22 protein-coding genes and 1 pseudogene are annotated in these 23,893 nt (G+C 40.1%); 17 read left to right on the top strand and 6 right to left on the bottom strand.

Features of this window, described 5'->3' with window-relative positions:
• Positions 1-62: 62 nt before the first annotated feature.
• Both ruvB and IEE83_RS28155 read right to left on the bottom strand, forming a co-directional pair.
• On the bottom strand, positions 63-1,088 hold the full coding sequence (ruvB, locus tag IEE83_RS28150; RefSeq protein WP_194124085.1) for a Holliday junction branch migration DNA helicase RuvB: 1,026 nt from the start codon (positions 1,086-1,088) through the stop codon (positions 63-65).
• Positions 1,089-1,179: 91 nt separating this feature from the next.
• Complete coding sequence (locus IEE83_RS28155; protein ID WP_194124086.1) at positions 1,180-4,050, bottom strand: PKD domain-containing protein; 2,871 nt, start codon at positions 4,048-4,050, stop codon at positions 1,180-1,182.
• A 224-nt stretch (positions 4,051-4,274) separates the two neighbouring features.
• On the opposite strand from IEE83_RS28155, the gene IEE83_RS28160 reads away from it, so the two are divergent.
• Positions 4,275-5,303: a PorP/SprF family type IX secretion system membrane protein gene (locus IEE83_RS28160; protein ID WP_194124087.1), complete on the top strand. Its 1,029-nt coding sequence runs from the start codon at positions 4,275-4,277 to the stop codon at positions 5,301-5,303.
• A gap of 130 nt (positions 5,304-5,433) precedes the next feature.
• Positions 5,434-6,219, top strand: a complete 786-nt coding sequence (locus tag IEE83_RS28165) for an NIPSNAP family protein (protein WP_194124088.1) — start codon at positions 5,434-5,436, stop codon at positions 6,217-6,219.
• A gap of 49 nt (positions 6,220-6,268) precedes the next feature.
• On the opposite strand, the gene IEE83_RS28170 is transcribed toward IEE83_RS28165, so the two are convergent.
• The 4 genes from IEE83_RS28170 to murQ all read right to left on the bottom strand — a co-directional run bounded on the left by IEE83_RS28170 (position 6,269) and on the right by murQ (position 8,373).
• Entirely contained in the window at positions 6,269-6,712 is a 444-nt protein-coding gene (locus IEE83_RS28170; RefSeq protein WP_194124089.1) for a hypothetical protein, read from the bottom strand.
• Between the two features lie 23 nt (positions 6,713-6,735).
• A complete protein-coding gene (locus IEE83_RS33680) occupies positions 6,736-7,065 on the bottom strand; it encodes a T9SS type A sorting domain-containing protein (protein WP_369009360.1) in 330 nt (109 codons plus the stop codon).
• Positions 7,050-7,382: a hypothetical protein gene (locus IEE83_RS28180; RefSeq protein WP_194124091.1), complete on the bottom strand. Its 333-nt coding sequence runs from the start codon at positions 7,380-7,382 to the stop codon at positions 7,050-7,052. Before IEE83_RS28180 ends, IEE83_RS33680 begins: the two co-directional genes overlap by 16 nt.
• Before the next feature lie 187 nt (positions 7,383-7,569).
• Positions 7,570-8,373, bottom strand: coding sequence for an N-acetylmuramic acid 6-phosphate etherase (gene murQ / locus IEE83_RS28185; RefSeq protein WP_194124092.1), 804 nt, complete (start codon positions 8,371-8,373; stop codon positions 7,570-7,572).
• Between the two features lie 334 nt (positions 8,374-8,707).
• On the opposite strand from murQ, the gene ilvD reads away from it, so the two are divergent.
• From ilvD to leuB, 15 genes and pseudogenes are all read left to right on the top strand, one after another.
• Positions 8,708-10,393 (top strand): dihydroxy-acid dehydratase, encoded by a 1,686-nt coding sequence (gene ilvD, locus IEE83_RS28190; protein ID WP_194124093.1) that lies wholly within the window; start codon positions 8,708-8,710, stop codon positions 10,391-10,393.
• A gap of 78 nt (positions 10,394-10,471) precedes the next feature.
• The gene (gene ilvB, locus IEE83_RS28195) at positions 10,472-12,232 is read left to right on the top strand and encodes a biosynthetic-type acetolactate synthase large subunit (RefSeq protein WP_194124094.1); all 1,761 of its coding nucleotides are present in this window, start codon (positions 10,472-10,474) and stop codon (positions 12,230-12,232) included.
• Between the two features lie 53 nt (positions 12,233-12,285).
• A complete protein-coding gene (ilvN, locus tag IEE83_RS28200) occupies positions 12,286-12,819 on the top strand; it encodes an acetolactate synthase small subunit (RefSeq protein WP_159475470.1) in 534 nt (177 codons plus the stop codon).
• A gap of 278 nt (positions 12,820-13,097) precedes the next feature.
• Entirely contained in the window at positions 13,098-14,144 is a 1,047-nt protein-coding gene (gene ilvC, locus IEE83_RS28205; protein ID WP_194124095.1) for a ketol-acid reductoisomerase, read from the top strand.
• Positions 14,145-14,238: 94 nt separating this feature from the next.
• Entirely contained in the window at positions 14,239-15,495 is a 1,257-nt protein-coding gene (gene ilvA / locus IEE83_RS28210; RefSeq protein WP_194124096.1) for a threonine ammonia-lyase IlvA, read from the top strand.
• A 68-nt stretch (positions 15,496-15,563) separates the two neighbouring features.
• Positions 15,564-15,872 carry a nucleotidyltransferase family protein gene (locus IEE83_RS28215; protein WP_194124097.1) on the top strand — a complete coding sequence of 103 codons (309 nt, stop codon included), beginning with the start codon at positions 15,564-15,566 and terminating at the stop codon, positions 15,870-15,872.
• The gene (locus IEE83_RS28220) at positions 15,853-16,200 is read left to right on the top strand and encodes a HepT-like ribonuclease domain-containing protein (RefSeq protein WP_194124098.1); all 348 of its coding nucleotides are present in this window, start codon (positions 15,853-15,855) and stop codon (positions 16,198-16,200) included. The genes IEE83_RS28215 and IEE83_RS28220 overlap by 20 nt, the downstream gene beginning before the upstream one ends.
• 7 nt (positions 16,201-16,207) lie before the next feature.
• Positions 16,208-17,056 (top strand): helix-turn-helix transcriptional regulator, encoded by an 849-nt coding sequence (locus tag IEE83_RS28225; RefSeq protein ID WP_194124099.1) that lies wholly within the window; start codon positions 16,208-16,210, stop codon positions 17,054-17,056.
• 201 nt (positions 17,057-17,257) lie between these two features.
• The gene (locus IEE83_RS28230; RefSeq protein WP_194124100.1) at positions 17,258-17,545 is read left to right on the top strand and encodes a nucleotidyltransferase family protein; all 288 of its coding nucleotides are present in this window, start codon (positions 17,258-17,260) and stop codon (positions 17,543-17,545) included.
• The gene (locus IEE83_RS28235; protein ID WP_194124101.1) at positions 17,538-17,879 is read left to right on the top strand and encodes a HepT-like ribonuclease domain-containing protein; all 342 of its coding nucleotides are present in this window, start codon (positions 17,538-17,540) and stop codon (positions 17,877-17,879) included. The genes IEE83_RS28230 and IEE83_RS28235 overlap by 8 nt, the downstream gene beginning before the upstream one ends.
• 237 nt (positions 17,880-18,116) lie before the next feature.
• Positions 18,117-19,520 carry a 3-isopropylmalate dehydratase large subunit gene (leuC, locus tag IEE83_RS28240; RefSeq protein ID WP_194124102.1) on the top strand — a complete coding sequence of 468 codons (1,404 nt, stop codon included), beginning with the start codon at positions 18,117-18,119 and terminating at the stop codon, positions 19,518-19,520.
• 144 nt (positions 19,521-19,664) lie between these two features.
• Positions 19,665-20,036, top strand: a pseudogene (locus IEE83_RS28245) (GxxExxY protein).
• Positions 20,037-20,160: 124 nt separating this feature from the next.
• Positions 20,161-20,757, top strand: coding sequence for a 3-isopropylmalate dehydratase small subunit (leuD, locus tag IEE83_RS28250; RefSeq protein WP_090340640.1), 597 nt, complete (start codon positions 20,161-20,163; stop codon positions 20,755-20,757).
• A gap of 81 nt (positions 20,758-20,838) precedes the next feature.
• The gene (locus tag IEE83_RS28255; RefSeq protein ID WP_194124103.1) at positions 20,839-22,422 is read left to right on the top strand and encodes a hydroxymethylglutaryl-CoA lyase-like TIM-barrel protein; all 1,584 of its coding nucleotides are present in this window, start codon (positions 20,839-20,841) and stop codon (positions 22,420-22,422) included.
• 279 nt (positions 22,423-22,701) lie between these two features.
• Positions 22,702-23,772 carry a 3-isopropylmalate dehydrogenase gene (leuB, locus tag IEE83_RS28260; protein ID WP_194124104.1) on the top strand — a complete coding sequence of 357 codons (1,071 nt, stop codon included), beginning with the start codon at positions 22,702-22,704 and terminating at the stop codon, positions 23,770-23,772.
• Positions 23,773-23,893: the final 121 nt, after the last annotated feature.

The following is a 23,893-nucleotide window of genomic DNA, read 5'->3' on the forward strand; positions in this document are numbered from 1 at the left end:
TGTTGACACTATCTTAACATAGATGTAAATAGCTAAATATCAGCTTTCCGGGAAATTATAATTTAAAACAGTTCGCCTGAACGGTGTCTGGGCAAAATACCCAGATGACGATATGCTTTTTCGGTAACTTCTCTGCCTCTTGAAGTTCTTTTCATATACCCCTCCTGTATCAGAAATGGCTCATAAACCTCCTCAATTGTTTCCGCTTCTTCACCGCAAGCCGTAGCAATTGTAGAAAGACCAACCGGGCCGCCTTTGAATTTTTCAATAATAGTACTTAGAATCCTATTATCCATTTCGTCCAATCCGTTCTGATCCACATCAAGTGCCAGAAGCGCCATTTCAGCGATCGCTACGGTGATTCTGCCATTTCCTTTTACCTGTGCAAAATCGCGGGTACGCCTGAGAAGGTTATTGGCAATACGCGGGGTACCGCGGCTGCGCCGGGCAATCTCAAATGCGGCGTCATCTTCCAGTGGTGTTCCTAAAATTTCCGCCGACCGTTTTAAGATCGATTTTAGCAGTTGGGCATCATAATATTCCAGACGCGCATTGATACCAAAACGGGCTCGTAAGGGTGACGTCAGCATTCCTGCGCGTGTTGTAGCGCCGATAAGTGTAAATGGATTCAAGCCGATTTGGATACTCCGAGCGTTTGGTCCGCTGTCCAGCATGATATCGATTTTATAATCCTCCATTGCAGAATAAAGATATTCCTCCACAATGGGATTCAGACGATGGATTTCGTCAATAAAAAGAACATCGTGTTCCTGCAAATTAGTTAACAAACCAGCCAGATCGCTTGGCTTGTCAAGCACAGGTCCGGAAGTTATTTTGATTCCCGCAGCAAGCTCATTCGCGATGATGTGTGACAAGGTGGTTTTTCCAAGACCCGGAGGTCCGTGTAACAACACATGATCCATGGCATCACCGCGCTGTCTCGCAGCCTGAACATATATTTTAAGATTTTCAAGAATTTTTTCCTGTCCTGTAAAATCATCAAACGAAAGCGGACGTAATGCCCGCTCTACATCTTTTTCAGTATTAGAAAGATTTTCTTTATCTCCGGACAGATAATCCTGGCGCATAAGCTTTTTGACAATATTAATAGCGTTTTAAATAAAAACGCACGCATTTATTCAATCAAAAATAACCGTTTTTATTGGCAAAACCGAACGTTTAACGGATCACCATCACAGAGCCCCGAATTATAACCGGGTTTCTTTCCGGGAAATATTGAGCTTCGTAAGACACGATATATGGGTAAACTCCGGGCTGTACTTTCATGCCTTTATACGTTCCATCCCAACGGCTTTCTATCGAATTTGTCGCATAAATTACTTCTCCCCAACGGTTATAAATCCGGATTGAATAATTGGTATAATACGCTCCAAAAACTTCCAGTGTCTCATTTTTACCGTTACCATCAGGTGTGAAAGCATCCGGAATAAAGAACCGGGGTTCACATTGATCAAAAACAGTTGTAGACTTTTGGGCTACACAACCTTCCTTATTTGTTCCCAAAACTGTATAAACACCTTTTTGAGTTACCGTTATCGTTTGTGTAGTATCACCGGTAGCCGGCCATTCATAATGAATTACCCCGACACCTTTGGCATCCAGAACCGTAGATCCCCCATCAGGTATGCAGATATAATATTCAGGAGCAAGACCTAAAATTGGCGAAGGCAGTTCTCCCACCTGAATTGTATCAGCATTATAACAGTCATTACCATTTTTCACCTGTACAAAATAAGTCCCCGGCTGACGCACTGTAATGCTACGCGTTGTTTCACCTGTGTTCCACAAAAATTCACGCCAGGTAAGTCCCGGAGCTGTTATTAAAATAGAACTGTCGCGGCACATCGTCGTATCCGCGCCGAGATCAAACGCCGGTGGCTTTCGAAGTGTGACCTCGGTTGTATCAGCTGTGAAACAATCTCTTTGTGGGCCATTATAAGCAACGGCAATATATCTGCCGGTAGCGGTAACTTTTAATGTTTTTGAACGACCAACAATTCTTCCTTTATTATACCACTCGTAGATTTGAGCCGTAATACCCATGTCAAGTTGAATATATTGTCCACAAGTATCGATGTTCGCGCGCAAATTCATAGCAGGCGGCGTCTCATAAATCACAACAGTATCCTTGGTAACCATTGTGGTACACTCGTTTGTTTGTGAAAGTGTCACAAGATAGCTACCTGGCTGCGTGTAAGTATGTGTAACTTTCTGTTCTTTCGACGGCGGTGAGGCTGAACCATCACCAAATATCCAGCTATATGTATCTTTTTTAGGATCACAAATTGGTCCGGCTTCAAAGGTTGTTGGTTCATTTGTACAGAAACCGTCAGCCGTAAATCCTGGTCCCGATGATTCCTGAGAAAAATCCTGCACCATATTCGGCAATCCTAAACCACTTTTTTTACCTCCCAGATTTACACCTTCAAGTTTATATTCAATGGTACTTACCGAATTTCTTTCCGGTTTTCCGATTACACCAAGATAATCACTCCCGTCAACGGCCATATATATTTTCCCGTCCGAGGCCATTTGTAAAGCTCCATACTTCTGCGTGGCAGAACTATCAATGACCAGCGCAGATTCCACCAGCGTACTATCACTGAATGTGAGATCGTATTGTTTCAGGTAAGATTTCGTTTTCCCATCTCCCTGGAATGTGACATACATTTTTTCACCGCTGGACGAAAATTCTATCCCATACGCCGTGGGCGGGGCGGGCCCGAGATTTATTAATTTATCATAAGTCAGAACACCTGTGGTATCATTGAATTTAAATAATTCAACATAGTTCGTTGGCGGACCCGGAATTACAACAGCCAGTCTTCTTTCACCGGTGGTACTATCTGCCGCAGAAAATTTCATATAACCTTCTGCTTCGTTCAAGGAATCATGCGCCATCCCCAATTCAGGAGCACTGGTTTCCGTCAAACCGCCTGTTGTAGCGTGAAAAATGCGGAATTTATTGGTTCCGTAATCGTGGGAAACAACCCAGTAAGTAGTATCCTTTTTGTTTTCAACCGCAGCAAGTCTTTCAGTTGTAGGTTGCTGTAAGGTTGTATTTTGTTCAATAATTGCACCTTTACCATTATTCCGGCGCATATCGACGACGCTTACCGTGAGGTATTTCGTACCTTGAATATCTGTTGTTGTAAATACGTTATACAAATATTCACAACCCCGGCATGTAGGTTGAGGAACAATCAGTACTGACTCAGTGGAAGTATGACTTCCCAAAAGCGGCTCACAATTTGTGATCGCAAAGCAATCCATTTTCTTATGATCCTTATTATAGATGGTAATACCATCAGAATAAAACAGCAATTCACCTTTTGAATTTGCAATGGACGAAACACCTTCTGCTGTATTTACCTGACCGTCCGTTAATGGTGATGGTGGAGAATTGTTAAAATCAAGCCCTGCATTTGCTCCAAAATACCATTTTGCACCTTCTGAGTTAGTAGGTTCCATACAGATCTTGACATTGACTTTATCCTGAAGTTTACATCCGTTTGGCATAATCACCTGAACGGAATAACAGCCGGAGCTATCAACCTTTAAAATCTGCGTAGTATCACCTTTTGGATACCAGATATATTTTGCGCCAGCAGGTGCATTGGTAGGATATGGGTTTAAATCGATACTTTGTCCTGGACAAATTGTAGTATCTGCTTTCCATTTTTGAAATGGAGGCGGAACATCCCCAATTGTAATTAATTGCGTTTCAGTTGTTTTACTTCCGTCAGCGAAAGTTCTGGTCAAAGTCACAGTGAAAGATCCGGCTGTTTTATAGGCATGCAGGGGATTTCTTACATCATCTTTTCCCCTATCACCGAAATCCCACGCCCATGCAGTCGCCTTACTATTATTATCCTCGTTAAAGACAGTCCCGTCTTCTGCACACGCCGGACTTGGCACGCACTTTTCGGTCACGGTAAAGGTTTCTCCTTTTGCAAATCCTGTTGCCAGAAAAAACAAAAAGAAAAAAGAATAAAATATTTTCCGATGTGTATTATAAAATCGCCTCATGTTTCGTTACTAAATCAATCATCCCTACCTGCCACTTTAATATTCTTGTTACCCGATCATTCTAACGAAAATAATATGTTAAAATTTTGTGTGGTAATGTCTTAAAAACCATGCTAATTTGAATATTAATACGCAATGTGGCGACAATTTGTGAATTAAAATTTGTAATTTTTTATGTCTCTATACACAATTCGCCGTAAATAGCGGACAAAGTCTAATATTGTATGATAAAGCGTATACTCCCTATTATTTTTATGACACTGCTCAGCCTCGAAGGTTGGAGTCAGGACCCGCAATTTTCTCAATTTTATGCTAATCCATTATACCTCAACCCGGCTTTGGCAGGTGGTGCATTAGCGCCAAGATTAACCGCCAACTACCGAAACCAATGGCCGGCACTTTCTGCCAATTTTGTGACTGCATCTTTTGGCGCTGATGTATTTCTTCCGAATTATAACAGTGGAGTTGGAATTCAGGTAACAACCGACAGCCAGGGTTTGGGAAATCTTAAAGCAACAGATATAGCTTTACAATATGCATACCAGATTGCATTGAACGACGTCACTTCGGTACGTCTTGGTATTCAGGGTGGTTTTTCCTCCCGGTCGCTGGACTATTACGGATTGACTTTTGGCGATCAGTATAATAATGGCGGACTTACAGGCACGCCATCTTCTGATCCTTTTGCACAGGGTGGTCCTCACGTAAATTATGCAGATTTCTCAACCGGTATGATGATTTATTCCGACTGGTACTGGGCAGGTTTATCAGCTCACCATATCAACCGTCCAAATCAGGCATTCAGCGGTACCGAAGCAAGACTTCCTGTAAAAGCAAGTTTGCAGGCAGGTTTAAGGATTCCGTTTGCAGGATATACGTATTTGGGAGATGAAATTGATAAGGAGAAAACGATATCGCCGGCTATCCTTTACAAGAAACAAGGAAAGTACGACCAGCTGGATGTGGGTATGTATGTGACCATCGAACCGCTGGTATTGGGTATGTGGTATCGAGGCATTCCTTTCAAGAAATATGAGCCAACGATTAATAATCATGAATCATTGGTATTTCTGGCCGGTTTTCGTCAGGATAAATTCTCGATTGGTTACAGTTACGATTTGACAATTTCAACTTTGGGAGCCGGTAGTGGCGGTGCTCATGAGATTTCTCTATCCTATATTTTTGAACCGCTCACCCCTAAACCAAAAAGATCGAGAAGTAACAAACACCAACTTTCCTGCCCGAAATTCTAGAAGTTGCAAAAATATATTTTTACAAATAATGCAGATGCCCGAGTGTCTGCATTTTTGCAGCAGTATAAATCTGAATATCCTCTCTTTTCGATTAAAAACTTATCCCGTATCCAAAAGAATTATTTATTTTATGAACAATCCCCAAAAACGAAGCTTTCTTTTTAGCTTTTTCATGCTGGCTTTAACGCTTAGCGCATTAAGTGCTCCGAAAAGAGAATATTATGAGATAAAAATATATCACCTTAAAGATAAAACGCAGGAGACAATCGTTGAAAACTATCTGAAAGATGCCTACATACCTGCCGCGCACCGTGCAGGAATTAAAGACGTAGGTGTTTTCAAACCTGTTCCAACAGATACTATGAGCGGAAAATTAATTTATGTTTTTACGCCGATTGCTTCTCTTGATCAATTGGTAGCACTTCCAAAAACATTGGAAAAGGATACTAAATATCTGGCTGCGGGAAAAGAATATCTGGATGCGCCGTATAAAAATCCTCCTTACATTCGCATTGAGACGACAATTTTACAGGCATTTACAACAATGCCGGTTCATGCAAAACCAAATTTAAAAGCTGCGAAAAGCGAACGTGTTTATGAAATGCGCAGTTACGAAGGCCACACAGAAAAAATTTACCAGAATAAAGTGAAGATGTTCAACGATGGAGGTGAAGTTCCACTTTTTGTCAGATTGAATTTTAACGCAGTTTTTTATGGTGAAGTTATCGCGGGAAGTCATCAGCCAAACTTGATGTACATGACAACTTTTGAAAATAAAGCAGATCGTGATGCGCATTGGAAATCGTTCAGCGACGATGCAGAATGGAACAAATTGAAAGTGAATCCGGAATATCAGAATAACGTTTCAAAAAATACGAGCTTTTACATGTATCCTACTGATTATTCGGATATTTAAGTTTTTTAGATTTAATGAAAGAAGGTCAGGATTGCAGAGGTTTCTCTGGTTACCCTGACCTTCTTCCTTTTCTTTTCCAAAATCTCTTTACGGGTTTGTTGTTATCAATTGCACTGGAAGTAATCACTATATTTTTTTCAAAAAGAAGTTGCTTGATTTCACCGACTGAGCAATCAAACTGTACTGCCAACATTTCGATTTCCAAACACTTATTCAGATATCTATCTATTAACTCTTCTCTTCGGACATTCGTAAGTGCTTTTTTTCTTGGATAAATCTTTTGAATTTCCGACTGGTAGCCTTTTAATATATTAATAACTTCTTCCAAATCAGCTGGCTTCATCCTTATAGTGGACTGCTGAATTTCATGTAGTTTTGAAAATATATGTTGGCTAATTGATATGAAAATTTTTCCATTCGATGCTTTCAATAATTCTATGTGATATCTGCTTCTTTCTCTTTCCAGCACTTCGGTCTTCAATATCTCCTCCATGATAATTTAGTTTAAAAGGAAGATTATTCAACCACAACCTTCATCATTTCCAACTTCATATGGTCCCCAGAAATAACTTTCAATTGATAAAAACCAGATTGTAAGTCATTTTGTGGATGTACAATAACATCGTTCGAGTCTTTGATATTCTTGATCAGAATTGGTATGTGATGGCCTTTTGAATCCATAATTTTTAGTTCAAAAGATTTTGTATTACCCATCGACAAAGAAAAAACGCCGTCGCCGGGATTAGGAAAAATGGTTAGAATTCCCAGCTCTTTTCCGCTTATTGATATTATTCTCGAATAATTTACGAGTGAATCATTATCTAATAATTTTATACGATAATATATGGTGTGGAAAGGGGGAGCTCTTTATCAACAAAAGAGTAATCTGTTTGCATTTTAGAGGTCTCATTTTCCTTTAAATATCCAATCTTTTCAAACAATTTTCCGTCCAGGCTTTTTTGAATTTCAAAACCTTTGTTAACATCCCCCGGACTAACTTTCCAGTTAAGAACCAATTCACTTTTCTCCAATCTTGCAGAGAATGAAACAAATTTCTCTGCGATATGAAGAGAGGGATTTTCATTAGAAAATGTCTTCAAACTTCCCAAAGACAGAAAAAGAAAAGCAATGCCAAAAATGTATTTTGGAGATATTATTTTCATACACAGGATAGATATGTGAAAAACAAAAAATCTCATTTTCAAACCGTTGTCTTATGAACAACTGCCTGAAAATGAGATTAAATCTACATTCTTCCTCTTTAAGAAAAACGAATATTGGTCGTTATCTTCAATTTTATGCAAACAAATCGTATAATATTCTTTATTCGATTATGGCATCATTTTGACACTATTTCCTAACCGCCTCAATCGCCCCACGAACACTTCCATACTGATCAAGCAATGATTCTGCTTCATCCGGAGAAACACCTAATTCATCTATAATCATATGGATCGCACGATTGACCAGTTTTTCATTGGTCATCTGCATATCCACCATTTTATTTCCTTTTACTTTTCCCAAACGGATCATCACCGAAGTTGAAATCATATTCAGTACCAATTTTTGTGCGGTACCCGATTTCATTCTTGTACTTCCCGTCAAAAATTCCGGTCCGACAACTACTTCGATTGGAAATTGGCAAGCTTCCGCGATTGGAGATCCATTATTACAAACTACACAACCTGTCAATAAACCTGCTTTTCTCGCTTCATTTAATCCACCAATTACATAAGGCGTACGACCGGAAGCTGCAAGTCCGATTAAAGTATCGTTTTCAGTTAAATTATAAGGAGCCAGATCAATCCACGCCTGCGTCCAGTTATCCTCTGCATTTTCTACCGCTTTTCTGATCGCAATATCACCGCCGGCAATAATACCCACAACCAAATCAAATGGAACGCCAAAAGTTGGCGGACATTCCGAAGCATCCACAACACCCAAACGTCCGCTCGTCCCGGCACCAATATAAAATAAACGTCCGCCCTTTTTCATACGCGGAACAATCTCCTCGATCAAAGCTTCAATTTGAGGAATTACCTTTTGAACGGCATTAGGCACAGTCTGATCTTCCCGGTTAATCGAGTTCAAAATTTCATTGACACTCATCTGATCAAGATCATTATATAGAGACGAAGATTCGGTTGTTAGCATGGAATGTTGCATTGATTGAAATCCAAAATTAATTATTTTCTGTGAACGAACCTTTACCAAATAAATAATATGGGATTTATCTAAGTATATCCGCAAAAATTTGCCCTAAAATTTGGAAAATAAAAAGATAGGCTTCTAATTTGTAACACCAAGTTAGAGTCAGCGAAATTTCGCTAAAAACAAATTTTTCGTTTTCTATTGATTTATGTTAACGGCACGTTCCATCTTCCTCTTGATCGTAGTCACGCCCCAGGCGTGAGTGAGATGTAACGGCATATATCCGCACCTCACTCACCCGCTGAGTGAGGTGTTTTTTATCTTACAATAATTCACCATGGCGACAGAACTAAACAGATTTTCGAAAACCCTAACCCAGGAAGTTACTAATCCGGCAGCTCAGGCAATGCTTTATGGCATTGGATTAAAAGAAGAGGACATGGTAAAACCACAAATTGGTATTGCCAGTACAGGTTATGAAGGAAACCCTTGTAATATGCACTTAAACGGACTTTCTGTTTACGTAAAACAAGGAATTACGGCTAACAACATGGTCGGTCTGATCTTCAACACAATTGGAGTTTCCGATGGTATGACAAACGGAAATGATGGGATGCGTTATTCACTTCCAAGTCGTGATATCATCGCGGATTCTATCGAAACGGTTGTAGCCGCTCAATGGTATGATGGCGTAATCGCTGTGGTAGGTTGTGATAAAAACATGCCGGGTGCTGTTATGGCGATGGCTCGTCTTGATCGTCCTGCAATCATGGTTTATGGCGGAACTATCCGTTCAGGACATTACAAAGGACAAAAACTGGATATCGTTTCTGCTTTTGAAGCGCTTGGTAAAAAATTCGCCAACAATATTTCCGACGAAGATTATAAAGGAGTAATACAAAATTCAATTCCTGGTCAGGGTGCTTGCGGTGGTATGTATACTGCTAATACAATGGCTGCTTCGATTGAAGCGATGGGATTAAGTTTGCCATTCAGCAGCTCTTACCCTGCAACACACGAAGGAAAACAGGAAGAGTGCAAAAAAATCGGTGCGGCAATGAAAAATTTGCTTGAACTGAATATTACGCCAAGAGATATTATCACAAAAAAATCGCTTGAAAATGCTTTGACTTTGGTTATGGCATTGGGTGGTTCTACAAACGCAGCATTGCACTTTCTTGCGATTGCCCGCGCAGCAGATCTTCCTTTGACATTGGATGATATTCAGGCAATTTCTAACAAGGTCCCTTTTATCGCTGATCTTAAACCAAGTGGCAAATACTTCATGGAAGACATCCTGGCTATTGGTGGTGTTCCTGCGGTAATGAAATATTTGTATTCAAAAGGAATGATTCACGGTGATTGTTTGACTGTAACAGGAAAAACGTTGGCAGAAGATTTAGCCGAAGCACCGGATCTTAATTTTGAAACCCAGAAAATAATTTTCCCTCTGGAAACTCCGATTAAAGCATCGGGACATATCCAGATCTTGTATGGTAACCTTGCACCAACAGGTTCTGTTGCAAAAATTACAGGAAAAGAAGGTTTGACTTTCGACGGCGAAGCAAAAATCTGTGAGCATGAAACGGAAATTATTACCATGCTTTCCAAAGGAGAAATTAAAGCCGGTCACGTGGTTGTAATCCGTAACGCCGGACCAAAAGGCGGACCAGGTATGTCAGAAATGTTGAAACCAACATCTGCCGTAATGGGAGCCGGACTTGGCGATAAAATTGCACTGATCACAGATGGTCGTTTCTCAGGAGGAACGCACGGATTTGTGGTAGGACACATTACTCCGGAAGCATTTGACGGTGGTCCGATCGCGCTTGTAAAAGATGGCGACAGAATCACAATTGATGCAAATACACGTCAGCTGATTGTCCATATTTCTGATGAGGAAATGGCGGAACGTAAAGCTGCATGGATACAACCAGAGCCAAAATTTACAAAAGGAATGTTAGGAAGATATATTCGCACGGTAAAATCTGCCAGTGAGGGATGTGTTACTGACGAAGCGTAGTTAAAAAATAAAAGGTTGCGCAAACGTAACCTGCAATATAGAAAGCTTGAAATTCATCCGACTAAATAAGTAGAGGTCATGGAATTTAATGAAAACCAAACACAAACAGCCGAAATCGCAGAGCAGCCAATTTCGGTAGCAGCACCAGAACTGATCAACGGTTCTCATGCACTGATCCAGTCATTGATTGCCGAAGGCGTCAAAACGATTTTTGGATATCCGGGTGGGGCAATTATGCCCGTTTACGATGCTATTTATGATTATCAGGAACAAATTAATCATATTCTCGTACGTCATGAACAAGGTGCCGCACACGCTGCCGAAGGATTTGCCCGCATTACCGGTGAGGTTGGAATATGTTTGGCAACATCAGGTCCAGGCGCTACGAATCTGGTAACAGGGATCGCAGATGCAATCATTGACTCAACGCCGATGGTTTGTATCGTTGGTCAGGTTGGATCTCATTTGTTGGGAACAGACGCTTTTCAGGAAACGGATATCATGGGTGTTACCATTCCAATTACAAAATGGAACTACCAGATTACCAATCCTGACGAGGTTCCGGAAATTATCGCGAAAGCATTTTATATCGCTAAGTCTGGCCGTCCTGGTCCGGTACTTATTGATATCACAAAAGATGCACAGCAAAAATTGATGTCTAAACCGTTTGTGCATAAAAAATGTGAAAAATTGCTTAGCTATCGTCCACGTTTGTCGCCAAAAGAAGATCAGGTTGAAGCAGCTGCAAAGCTTATCAACGAATCAAAACGTCCTTTTTTATTCTTTGGACATGGTGTTCAAATCGCTGGTGCTGAACAGGAATTGTTACAATTTATTGAAAAAACAGACGTTCCTGCGGCTTCAACTTTGTTAGGACTTTCCTCTATTTCTGTTGATCACCCGAATTATGTGGGCTGGTTAGGAATGCATGGAAACTATGGAACGAACGTGCTTACCAATTCCTGTGACTTGATTATTGCAATCGGTATGCGTTTTGATGACCGTGTTACTGGTGATTTGAGCCGTTACGCAAAACAAGCGAAAGTTATCCACATTGAAATCGATCCTGCGGAAATTGACAAAATCAAAAAAGCAGATGCACCGGTTGTTGGTGATGCCAAACGCGCTTTGGAAATGCTTTTGCCGCTTGTGAATGAAAATAACCACGAGGAGTGGAGAGCAGAATTCAAGAAATTCGATGCGATTGAAGATGAAAAAATCACGCAGCCGGAACTTGCCCCAACGACGGAAAAAATAAAAATGGCGGAAGTGATTCGTTCACTTTCCGATAAAACAAAAGGCGAAGCGGTAATTGTAGCGGATGTTGGTCAGCATCAGATGATGACAGCACGTTATTATCAGTTTAAAAAACCAAGTTCGTTCATTACATCGGGTGGTTTGGGAACAATGGGGTATGCACTGCCAGCAGCTTTCGGAGCGAAAGTAGGAGCACCTGACCGTGAGGTTGTTGCCATTATCGGTGACGGTTGTTTTCAGATGACAATTCAGGAATTGGGAACGATTGCACAAAGCGGTTTGCCTGTTAAAATTATTATTTTGAATAATAATTTCCTTGGAATGGTTCGCCAGTGGCAACAGCTTTTCCACGAAAAACGCTATTCATTTGTGGAGCTGCAAAACCCTGATTTTATTACAATCGCAAAAGGTTTTGGTATCAACGGACATACCTGCGGCGCAAGAGAAGACTTGAACGATTCACTTGACAAAATGCTTGCTTCCGACAAACCGTATCTACTGGAAGTATTGGTTGAAAAAGAAGAAAACGTATTCCCAATGGTTCCAACGGGAGCTTGTGTAGCGGATATCAGACTGGAATAATGTAAATGAATTTTCAGAATCACTTGCATTTTTTCACTAGACATTAAAGAATCATGACAACTTACACCATTTGCGTATTTACGGAAAATACGATTGGGATATTAAACAAGATAACAACCATTTTCACCCGTCGCCGGATCAACATTGAAAGTCTGACGGTTTCGGAAACGGAACGTAAGGGTATTTCACGCTTCACGATCGTCATTCGCCATGAATCCCGCGAAGCTGTTGAAAAACTTGTTCGCCAGATCCGTAAAATTATCGAGGTGCTTGCCGTTTTCGGTTACCTGAACGACGATATCGCTTACAATGAAATCGCGATGTTTAAGATTTCAACACCTATCGGAGCAAAACCGCTTGATATTGAAACGATTAACAAAACGTACAAAGCCTGGGTGGTATACTGGCACCTGACTTATGTGATCATTCAGAAAACAGGTACAGAAGAAGAAATTTTCGAATTCTTCAACTATATTAAACCTCACGAAATCCTTGAATTTGTACGCTCAGGACGTGTTGCGGTAAGCAAATCTCCTCAAACGCTGGTGGATTACCTGCCGGAAGCGGAGTGGGAATATTATATGTAGTCCCAATCAATTATTTTGGATCAGGAGGCTCTTACAGAGCCAATTTTAGAAAAACACACTCGATTGCTATAAACAGGACGCTTCTCCGAAGCATTAAATTAACAAATTTTGGGTAATAAAAGCCCTGGAAGGGCTACCTGTTTATAGAGCCAAATAATTCCAGCTTTGGCAAACTCCGTAGGAGTTGCCTGTCTGGTAAATGTTAATAAAGAAATATCAAATCCATTTTTAGTAATATTGTCCTTTAATTAAGTAATCAATAATTCAATTAATAATCAATGGCAAAATTAAATTTCGGCGGGGTCGAAGAAGAAGTAGTTACCCGCGAAGAGTTCCCACTAGAAAAAGCTCGCGAAGTACTATCTACTGAAACCATTGCCGTGATCGGATACGGTGTTCAAGGTCCTGGTCAAAGCTTAAACATGCGTGACAACGGATTTAACGTAATTGTTGGACAACGTAAAGGTGGAAAATCATGGGATAAAGCGATTGCTGACGGATGGGTTCCTGGCGAAACACTTTTCGAACTTGAAGAAGCATTGCAAAAAGGCACTATTATTTGCTATTTGCTTTCTGACGCCGCTCAAATCGAATTATGGCCAACTGTTAAGGCTAATTTGACTGCCGGTAAATCATTGTATTTCTCACATGGTTTCGGTGTAACTTATAAAGACCAGACTGGAATCGTTCCTCCTGCTGATGTAGATGTATATCTTGTAGCGCCGAAAGGATCAGGAACTTCTCTTCGTCGTTTGTTCGTAGAAGGAAAAGGTTTGAATTCATCTTTCGCTGTGTTCCAGGATGCAACTGGTAAAGCACGTGAAAAATGTATCGCAATGGGTATCGGTGTTGGTTCAGGATATTTGTTCGAAACTGATTTCTACCGTGAGGTAACGTCTGACCTTACCGGCGAACGTGGTACTTTGATGGGTGCTATTCAGGGAATTTTTGCTGCTCAGTATGAAGTGCTTCGTTCAAACGGACACACGCCATCAGAAGCTTTCAATGAAACAGTTGAAGAATTGACTCAGTCATTGATGCCTCTTGTGGCTGAAAACGGTATGGACTGGATGTACGCAAACTGCTCTACAACAGCACAACGTGGCGCTTTGGATTGGTGGAAACCTTTCCGTGACGCTACTAAACCTGTTTTCGAACAACTTTACAACTCAGTAAAATCAGGAGAACAAGCTACTATTTCAATCACGCGTAACTCACAACCTGACTACCGTGTGAAATTGGAAGAAGAATTGGCTGAACTTCGTGAATCAGAAATCTGGCAGGCAGGTGCTACGGTACGTAGCCTTCGTCCGGAGCGCGGATAATAATATTCTTTACCTTACAGGCCTTAAAACCTGTAAGGTTTTAATAAATTTAAGCCTTTACGAAAATAATCGTAGGGCTTTTTTCTTTCCAGACATGCCTTCATCTTCATCCACTCCGACCTTAGACAACATTTTTCTCGCTGCCGAACGGCTTCGCGGAATTATAAATCATACCCCATTGCTTTATAACGCTCATTTATCGGAGCAGTATGAAGCTAATATTTATTTAAAAAGAGAAGACCTTCAAACGGTTCGATCCTACAAAATCAGAGGCGCTTATAATAAAATGGCAAGTCTGAGTGCGGAAGCATTAGCAGGTGGTGTGGTCTGCGCCAGTGCGGGGAATCATGCGCAGGGCGTTGCTTATGCGTGCCGTAAGATGGAAGTGAAAGGCGCCATCTTTATGCCAACTACTACACCGGCACAAAAGGTAAAACAGGTTCGTTTATTTGGTAAAGAGTGGGTTGAAGTGCATTTGGTTGGTGATACTTACGACGATGCTTATCATGCTTCGGTTATATACCAAAAAGAAAATAACGCCACTTTTGTCCATCCGTTTGATGATTTGCAAGTAATTGAAGGACAAGGAACAGTGGGGTTGGAAATATTTAAAGATGCCAATTTCAGAGTTGATTATTTGCTAATGGCGATTGGCGGCGGTGGATTAGCTTCCGGCATCTCGACCGTTTTTAAACAACTTTCTCCAAAAACACAATTGATCGGTGTGGAGCCGCTTGGTTCTCCAACGATGCAGAAGTCAATAGAAGAAGGACATGTTGTTACATTGGATCACATCGACAAATTTGTTGATGGAGCAGCCGTTCGTCGTGCCGGAGATATCACTTTTGACATTTGCAGCAAAAGTTTAGATAAGGTTTTACTGATTCCGGAAGGAAAAGTTTGTTCCACCATTCTTCAACTTTATAACGAAGAAGCAATTGTAGCAGAACCAGCTGGTGCATTGACCGTGGCCGCGCTGGACATGGTAAAGGATGAGATCAAAGGAAAAAATGTAGTCGCATTGATCAGCGGCGGGAATAATGACATTACACGTACTGAGGAAATTAAGGAGCGCTCCCTGCTTTACGAAGGCTTAAAACATTATTTCATCATCCGTTTCCCACAACGTTCCGGCGCATTTCGTGAATTCCTGAATGTCCTTGGGCCAAATGACGATATCGCGCGATTTGAATATGTGAAGAAAACCAACCGCGAGCAAGGTCCGGCATTGGTAGGAATTGAATTGAAAAACCGTGAGGATTTTGAGCCTTTGATCGAGCGGATGAATGAGAATCGGGTGGTATATGAATATCTGAATGATCAGCCGGATTTGTTTCAGTTTATGGTTTAAATGGCAATTAATCCTAAGGCTCGATTATTTGTTATATTTGTAAATCAGTTAATTAATCATTCCAATTTATGCTACCTGATAAACAACAAATTATTGAGTTGATCCAAAGTCGTAAACCAGCTATTCAAAAACTGGGTGCTGAACGGCTTGGCTTATTTGGTTCCTTCGCAAGAGGCGAGCAGAACGAAACAAGCGATATAGACTTAGTAGTTGAATTTAGATCAGGCATGAAAAAGTATAAAAACCTTCTGGATTTAGTTGATTTATTGGAAGAAACACTTCAAAGAAAAGTTGATTTATTAACCTGGGAAGGAATGGCTTCCTTTGTTCAAAGAGAAGCAAAAAAAGATATTCAGTATGTCTCCTTCGTTGATTGAGTTTTTGGAACACATTCAGAAAGAATTAACTTTCCTCGTAACCCATTCTGCTACTATTACATTTCAACAATTTATTGAAGACGATTTGATTAATCGCGCTTATCTAAGAAGTCTTGAAATTATTGGAGAAGCTTCAAAAAAAGTCCCGGACGAAATTCGTTACAAATATAGGGAAGTCAACTGGCGTGGTATGATGGGTTTAAGAGACGTATTAATACATGAATATTTCCAGGTAGATTATGAAGTGGTTTGGGAAGTACTTCAAAATGATGTTCCTCTTGCCAAGGAATGGATTGATCTCATTGTTATAGAAGAAAAGAAAAACTAATTACCACTTGCTACGCGTCCCCTCCCACATAAGCTCCCAGGAATTTGAATCCTTAAAGATTCAGGATATGACCTTTGTTGCCTATCGCAATGAAGTATATCCATCCCGTTACGAAGTTTTTTTTGAGGAGCATGCAGTTATTGTGGTGTTAGAAGGTGAAAAAAAATTCAGTAGCCCGACGCAGGAAGTTTATGTTGAAAAAGGGGATATTCTTTTTATTCAGCGCGGTTTTTACCTGATGTCAGAATCGATTAATGAATCTTATAAAAGTCTGGTTTTCTTTTTTGATGAGAAGTTGTTGAAAGAGTTTGTCAATCTCCATCCCGAATTATTCAATCCTGAGGAAGCAACCACCACACTTGAAAACCCGATTTTGCCATTAAAAGCGGATGAAAATTTCGAGAAATTTATTCAATCCGTTTTTCCTTATTTCAAATCCAGAATAGAATTGAAGAATCATTTTCTTCGGCTTAAATTCCAGGAATTGTTATTACACTTGCTGGAACTGGACAAATCGAAACAACTGAGAGCAAATCTTTACAGTTTGTATATCGGAGAAAAAGTGGATCTGTCATTTTTAATGAATAGTTATTATCTCAAACCACTTACGCTAAATGAACTCGCCAGATTATCAGGCAGAAGTTTATCCGCTTTTAAACGAGATTTTCAGGAAGAATTCAAAACTTCACCAGCGCTTTGGCTGAAAAATAAACGGCTGGATTACGCCGACTTTCTGTTAAGAAATAATACGAAAAACGTAACGGAAATCAGTACGGAAATTGGGTATGAAAGTGTGTCGCATTTTATAAAAATGTATAAGGAAAAGTTTGGAGTAACACCTAAGAAGCATGGGTAATTCAGCGTAATTTTATTCTGAATCAATTTATTATCTTTGTATATCTACTTTAAAATATAACCACACACAACTTGGAAACACTAATCATTCACCCAACAAAAGAGCAGGAAAAAGCAATTCTTCTGGGATAACAGGCAGGATTTTTTATTAATATAAGTTTTATCTTACCTATACTTAGTTAGCACTTTCAAGACACACAGTATGGAAACAAAACCTATTCTTCAAACACTTCAAAAAAACAAGAGCCACTTTTTTAAAAAGTATCCTTTAAAATCAATGGCTCTGTTCGGATCCTATGCCAGAAATGAGGCAGAGGAAAAGAGTGATGTCGATATTATGGTCGAGTTTTTAAGTCCGGTAGGTTTTGAATTTGTTGATCTTGCTATTGAATTGGAAAATATCCTGCATCAAAAAGTTGATCTGGTTAGCAAGAAAGGAATTAAACCTGATATGCTTCTATACATAGAAAAAGATCTGATTTATGTCTGAACGAATTCCAAGATTGCTTTTGGAAGACATGTTGGATTCTGTAACTCACATTTACATGTATACGGAAGGCTTTGACTTTGAGGATTTTGTAGCGGATCGTAAGACAAGAGATGCAGTTATAAGAAACTTGCAAGTATTAGGCGAGGCAGCGAATAGAGTTCCCAAGGATATCCGCGAACTTTATCCTGAAATTGAATGGATGAGAATTATCAGATCCAGGCATATTTTAGTCCACGATTATGCGGGAATTGATTACGAAATTGTATGGAGAATCGTTGAAATTCATTTACGCCCACTTCAACAAACCCTGACAAACATACTTAACAATAAATAGTACTCACCCAATCTATTTTTAAAAAATTCCCAGAAATCAATAAAGATTTCCGCTCAACCTACCTTTTTAAACCAAAAACACTATTTTTTGAACGTTTCCCGTTATACTTATTTAAAGTATTCTGATGAAATTTGTTTCCCTGATTATTTTACCGGCCTTATTCCGGTTTAAGTAGCTAGTTTTCAGCTATAAATCAGTAAAAGTTAATAATAGTTACATATTCACCATAAATTGAGAATGAGTAATCAAGCGAGTACCCTTTTTGACAAAGTGTGGGATGCACACGTTGTTCGTAAAATTGAAGATGGCCCGGACGTGTTTTTTATCGACCGTCATTTTATCCATGAAGTAACCAGCCCGGTTGCGTTCTTGGGACTTGAAACCAGAAATATTGGTGTTATCTATCCTGAGCGCACTTTCGCAACGGCTGATCATAATACACCTACAATCAATCAACACCTTCCTGTTCAGGATCCGCTTTCTGCCAATCAGCTTAAAGCTTTGGAAACAAACTCAGCGAAGTACGGTATTTCTCACTGGGGTCTGGGTAACGCAAGAAATGGTATCGTACACGTAGTAGGACCTGAAAATGGTATTACGCTACCGGGTATGACGATTGTTTGCGGTGATTCACATACATCTACACACGGTGCATTTGGCGCCATTGCTTTTGGTATTGGTACTTCTGAGGTTGAAATGGTACTTTCTTCTCAGTGTATTATGCAGCCAAAACCTAAAAAAATGCGTGTAAACGTAAATGGAAAATTAGGTAAGGCAGTAACGCCAAAAGACGTTACGTTATATATTATTTCAAAATTGACAACGGCTGGTGCTACGGGTTATTTTGTAGAATACGCTGGTGATGTTTTTGAAAATATGTCGATGGAAGGCCGTATGACGGTTTGTAACATGAGTATCGAAATGGGTGCCCGTGGTGGTATGATCGCTCCTGATCAGACTACTTTTGACTACATTGAAGGACGTGAGCAAGCTCCAAAAGGCGAGAAATGGGATAAAGCATTGGCCTATTGGAAAACTTTGAAAACAGACGCAGATGCTGTTTTTGATAAAGAATATACTTTCAACGCTGAGGATATTGAGCCAATGATCACTTACGGAACAAATCCGGGAATGGGTCAGGGAATTTCATTGAATATCCCAACGGCAGAACAGGCAGAAGGAGGAAAAGCGACATATGACAAATCATTGAATTACATGGGCTTCCATGAAAATGAGTCGATGTTGGGTAAAAAGATTGACTACGTATTTATCGGTAGCTGCACAAACGGTCGTATCGAAGATTTCCGTGCTTTTGCATCGATCGTAAAAGGACGTAAAAAAGCGGATAACGTGACCGCATGGGTTGTTCCGGGTTCTCACATCGTTGAAGCTCAGATCAAAGAAGAAGGAATTCTTGATATCCTGACCGAAGCAGGTTTCGAACTTCGTCAGCCAGGCTGCTCTGCATGTCTTGCGATGAACGATGATAAAATCCCGGCTGGTAAATATGCTGTGAGTACATCAAACAGAAATTTCGAAGGTCGTCAGGGTCCGGGAGCGCGTACACTTTTGGCAAGTCCGCTGGTTGCTGCTGCTGCTGCTGTTACGGGAGTTGTTACGGATCCTAGGGATTTACTATAACTGATTACTAAGGTTACACAGAGGTTCTCAGAGGTAAAAGGAGAACCACAGGAGTTTTTAAGACATAGTGTTTACAATAACTTCCTGTGTGACTAAATTTTTGGTTTGTGGTCTATGATGTTGAATCATAACCATAAAGTAATAATGGAAATTAATGAAATTACCGGAGAAATTATAGGGTGTTGTATTGAAATTCATAAGGAATTGGGTCCTGGGTTACTTGAATCTGCTTATGAAGAATGTCTGGCTTACGAGTTAGGCAATTCAGGTTTGTATTTTGAAAGACAAAAGGCATTACCAGTTCGCTATAAAGAAATTCAAATCGAATATGGTTACTGAATGGATTCCATAGTTGAAAATCATGTAGTAGTAGAATTGAAAAGTGTTGAAGTTCTTAATAACGTTCATACAGCTCAAATTCTCACATATATGAGATTTTCCGAAATGAACGCAGGCCTGTTAATCAATTTCAATGTTTCAGTATTAAAAAACGGTATAAAAAGATTCATAAATTGAACGTGACACAGAAAAACAAAGAGTTCAAAAAGAGAACCACGGAGATTGGGTTTGATACAAAACAAAATCTCTGTGTCCCTCTTTCAAACTCAGTGACCCTCTGTGTAACCTAAAAAAATTAAAAATGGCTTACGACAAATTCACCATATTAAAAAGTACGGCAGTTCCTTTGCCGATTGAAAACGTTGATACTGACCAGATTATTCCAGCGCGTTTTCTAAAAGCTACAAAACGTGAAGGTTTTGGAGATAATCTTTTCAGAGACTGGCGCTACAACGGCGACGATACTCCTAAACAAGATTTCGTGTTGAACAACCCGATTTATTCAGGTAAAATCCTTGTTGGCGGACGCAATTTCGGAAGCGGATCAAGCCGCGAACATGCCGCCTGGGCGATCTATGACTACGGTTTCCGTTGTGTCGTTTCAAGTTTCTTTGCAGATATTTTCAAAGGTAACTCACTGAATATAGGAATTTTACCGGTTCAGGTAAGTGAGGAATTCCTTGACAAAATATTCCAGGCAATTGAAGCTGATCCAAATGCAGAGCTTGAAGTAAATCTTCCTGAACAAACAATCACAATCGTGGCATCAGGCGAGAGCGAAAAATTCGATATCAATGGCTACAAAAAACACAATATGATTAATGGCTTTGATGATATTGATTATCTGCAGGCTATGAAAAGCGATATCAAAGAATTTGAAGCACAAAGACTATATTAAACGGCTTTCGGCGGTCGGTAATCGGTAATTGGCTTCTTTATGCTGATAACCGACTGCCGAGAGCCGACTGCCGACTGCCACATGAATAAACGCTATATAGAAATAATGGACACGACACTCCGGGATGGAGAACAAACATCCGGAGTGTCGTTTTCCGCATCTGAAAAGCTGACAATTGCTCAGCTCTTGTTGCAAGAAGTAAAAGTTGACAGGATAGAAATCGCTTCGGCAAGAGTTTCCGAAGGAGAATTTGAAGCGGTTAAAAAAATTACAAGCTGGGCAAATCAAAACGGTTTTATCGATAAAATCGAAGTTTTGACTTTTGTAGATGGTAACGCATCGATCAACTGGATGCTTAATTCCGGCGCAAAAGTAATGAATCTGCTTACCAAAGGTTCATTAAACCACCTCACCTTTCAATTAAAAAAGACTCCGCAGCAGCATTTTGAAGACATTGAACAAGTTATTGAACTTGCGCAATCGAAAGGAATCAGCTGTAATGTTTATCTCGAAGATTGGAGTAATGGCATGCGTACTTCCCGTGAATACGTTTTTGCAGCGTTAGACTTTTTGACAAAACAGCCTGTAAAACGAATTCTTTTACCCGATACATTAGGCATCCTTACGCCCACTGAATCTTATGAATTTGTAAAATCAATCGTCGATCGTTATCCTGATAATCATTTCGAATTTCATGCGCATAATGATTATGACCTAAGCATCGCCAATGTTATGGAAGCAATTCGGGCCGGTGCACATGGACTTCATTTGACGGTAAATGGCATGGGCGAAAGGGCTGGAAATGCTTGTTTGGCCAGCACAATTGCGGTGATAAAAGATTTTATGCCAGAGGTTGAAACTTCGGTTGTTGAGCGGTCTTTATACAAAATCAGTAAGATCGTTGAAACATTTTCAGGTATAAGAATTCCTTCTAACCGTCCGATTGTCGGAGAAAGTGTTTTCACGCAAACCGCTGGTATTCATGCAGATGGAGATAAAAAGAATAATCTCTATTTCAGTAATCTGATGCCGGAACGCTTCGGAAGACTGCGTTCCTATGCCTTGGGTAAAACTTCCGGAAAAGCGAATATTGAGAATAACTTGAAAGATATCGGGATTACATTATCTGATGCGGACCTTAAAAAAGTTACCCAGCGAATCATTGAGCTTGGCGACAGGAAAGAGGTTGTAACACCGGAAGATCTCCCCTATATCATTTCTGACGTACTGGATAGCAGCGCGATTGAAGAGAAAGTTGTTATACTGAACTATGTATTGACACATTCAAAAAATCTTAAACCATCTGCTACTTTACAGATTACTTTTGGTGACGAGATTTATGAAGAGAATGCGCAGGGTGACGGTCAGTATGATGCATTCATGAATGCGTTGAAAAAGATCTATGCGAAAAAAGGAATTTCCTTGCCGATGCTAACAGATTATACCGTTCGAATTCCGCCGGGAGGAAAAACGGATGCACTTTGTGAAACCATCATTACCTGGGAAATAAATGGTAAAGATGTAAAAACCAGAGGTTTGGATTCTGACCAGACAGTTTCGGCAATTCAGGCAACGCAGAAAATGTTGAACTTGTTGGGTGTTCCGAGTGCGCTTGATTTGAATCCAAAAATTGAGGAGGTCAAGCAGGAGTTTCAGAAAGCTTAAAATATCAAATTATCTTAATTACGTTATATCACCCTTTCAGGGTTTCATTTTGGCCTAATTCACACTACCTATAATAATATCATCCCTTCGGGATTGTCAATATGTATTTCAATCCCGAAGGGATGATATTATTATAGAAAAACGGTTAATCCACATAGCTCAAAGCCCCGTAGGGGTGAGCTATTAAATTCATATAAATTTAAAAATCTAAATCAAAAACCATAATAAACCCGTAAAACCGACCTGTCGGCCAACGGATTATAAATTTTAACCATTATAATGAAGAAGAACATCTTAATAGTACCTGGTGACGGAATCGGACAGGAAGTTACAGAAGTTGGAAAAAAAGTTCTGATTAAAATTGCTGAGAAATTCGGACACGAATTCATTTATGACGAAGCATTAATGGGCCACGTTGCGATTGAAGCAACTGGAAATCCACTTCCGGACGAAACTTTGGAAAAAATGCGTGCTTCTGATGCGATCTTGTTCGGAGCTGTTGGTCACCCAAAATATGATAACGACCCAACTGCAAAAGTTCGTCCGGAACAAGGGTTGCTTAAAATGCGTAAGGAACTGGGTTTGTACGCCAATTTACGCCCTATCAAACTTTTTGATGAATTATTGGGTGCTTCTTCAATCAAACCTGAAATCCTTAAAGGCTCTGATATCCTTTTCTTCCGCGAATTGACTGGTGATATTTATTTTGGAGAAAAAGGCCGTAAAAACGACGGAGATACTGCCTACGATATCGCTGAATACAGCCGTTATGAGGTAGAACGCATTGCGCGCAAAGCTTTCGAAGCTGCTCGTACACGTGGTAAAAAATTATGTTCTGTTGACAAAGCAAACGTTTTGGAAACAAGCAGACTGTGGCGTGAAGTGGTTCAGGCGCTTGCACCTGAATACCCGGATATCACGGTTGAACATCAATTTGTTGATTCCGCTGCGATGATGCTTATCAAGGATCCACGCCGTTTTGATGTGGTTGTAACAGCGAATTTATTCGGTGATATTTTGACAGATGAAGCAAGTCAGATTGCCGGTTCAATGGGAATGCTGGCATCGGCTTCAGTAGGAGACAGCACTGGTGTTTACGAACCAATCCACGGTTCAGGACATGACATCACAGGCATGGGTGTTGCTAATCCAATGGCTTCGGTACTTTCTGCTGCTTTGCTACTTGATATTTCGTTCGGTTTGAAAGCTGAGTCTGATGCAATTATCTCTGCCATTGATCAGGTTTTGAAAGCTGGTTTCCGTACGCGTGACATCGCTGATTCCACAACTGCACCAGAATTAATTCTAGGAACCGATGCAATTGGTGAAGAGATTTTAAAACGTATTTAATATAAAAAATAAGATTCATTATAAAATACATCTTTTTTTGAATTTTCATTAAGAATGATTTGTGCAACCAAAATCTTCTTACTACTTTGCAGAAGAAAATCGCAGTCAGCGAATTTTCGCA

Origin of the sequence: Dyadobacter subterraneus (assembly GCF_015221875.1) — a bacterium.
Classification (GTDB): Bacteria; Bacteroidota; Bacteroidia; order Cytophagales; family Spirosomataceae; genus Dyadobacter; species Dyadobacter subterraneus.

Bases quoted from the DNA above. Each gene is read 5' to 3' on its own strand.
- ruvB (WP_194124085.1), bottom strand. From the start codon at position 1,088: ATGCGCCAGGATTATCTGTCCGGAGATAAAGAAAATCTTTCTAATACT.
- IEE83_RS28155 (WP_194124086.1), bottom strand. From the start codon at position 4,050: ATGAGGCGATTTTATAATACACATCGGAAAATATTTTATTCTTTTTTC.
- IEE83_RS28160 (WP_194124087.1), top strand. From the start codon at position 4,275: ATGATAAAGCGTATACTCCCTATTATTTTTATGACACTGCTCAGCCTC.
- IEE83_RS28165 (WP_194124088.1), top strand. From the start codon at position 5,434: ATGAACAATCCCCAAAAACGAAGCTTTCTTTTTAGCTTTTTCATGCTG.
- IEE83_RS28170 (WP_194124089.1), bottom strand. From the start codon at position 6,712: ATGGAGGAGATATTGAAGACCGAAGTGCTGGAAAGAGAAAGAAGCAGA.
- IEE83_RS28180 (WP_194124091.1), bottom strand. From the start codon at position 7,382: ATGAAAATAATATCTCCAAAATACATTTTTGGCATTGCTTTTCTTTTT.
- murQ (WP_194124092.1), bottom strand. From the start codon at position 8,373: ATGCTAACAACCGAATCTTCGTCTCTATATAATGATCTTGATCAGATG.
- ilvD (WP_194124093.1), top strand. From the start codon at position 8,708: ATGGCGACAGAACTAAACAGATTTTCGAAAACCCTAACCCAGGAAGTT.
- ilvB (WP_194124094.1), top strand. From the start codon at position 10,472: ATGGAATTTAATGAAAACCAAACACAAACAGCCGAAATCGCAGAGCAG.
- ilvN (WP_159475470.1), top strand. From the start codon at position 12,286: ATGACAACTTACACCATTTGCGTATTTACGGAAAATACGATTGGGATA.
- ilvC (WP_194124095.1), top strand. From the start codon at position 13,098: ATGGCAAAATTAAATTTCGGCGGGGTCGAAGAAGAAGTAGTTACCCGC.
- ilvA (WP_194124096.1), top strand. From the start codon at position 14,239: ATGCCTTCATCTTCATCCACTCCGACCTTAGACAACATTTTTCTCGCT.
- IEE83_RS28215 (WP_194124097.1), top strand. From the start codon at position 15,564: ATGCTACCTGATAAACAACAAATTATTGAGTTGATCCAAAGTCGTAAA.
- IEE83_RS28220 (WP_194124098.1), top strand. From the start codon at position 15,853: ATGTCTCCTTCGTTGATTGAGTTTTTGGAACACATTCAGAAAGAATTA.
- IEE83_RS28230 (WP_194124100.1), top strand. From the start codon at position 17,258: ATGGAAACAAAACCTATTCTTCAAACACTTCAAAAAAACAAGAGCCAC.
- IEE83_RS28235 (WP_194124101.1), top strand. From the start codon at position 17,538: ATGTCTGAACGAATTCCAAGATTGCTTTTGGAAGACATGTTGGATTCT.
- leuC (WP_194124102.1), top strand. From the start codon at position 18,117: ATGAGTAATCAAGCGAGTACCCTTTTTGACAAAGTGTGGGATGCACAC.
- leuD (WP_090340640.1), top strand. From the start codon at position 20,161: ATGGCTTACGACAAATTCACCATATTAAAAAGTACGGCAGTTCCTTTG.
- IEE83_RS28255 (WP_194124103.1), top strand. From the start codon at position 20,839: ATGAATAAACGCTATATAGAAATAATGGACACGACACTCCGGGATGGA.
- leuB (WP_194124104.1), top strand. From the start codon at position 22,702: ATGAAGAAGAACATCTTAATAGTACCTGGTGACGGAATCGGACAGGAA.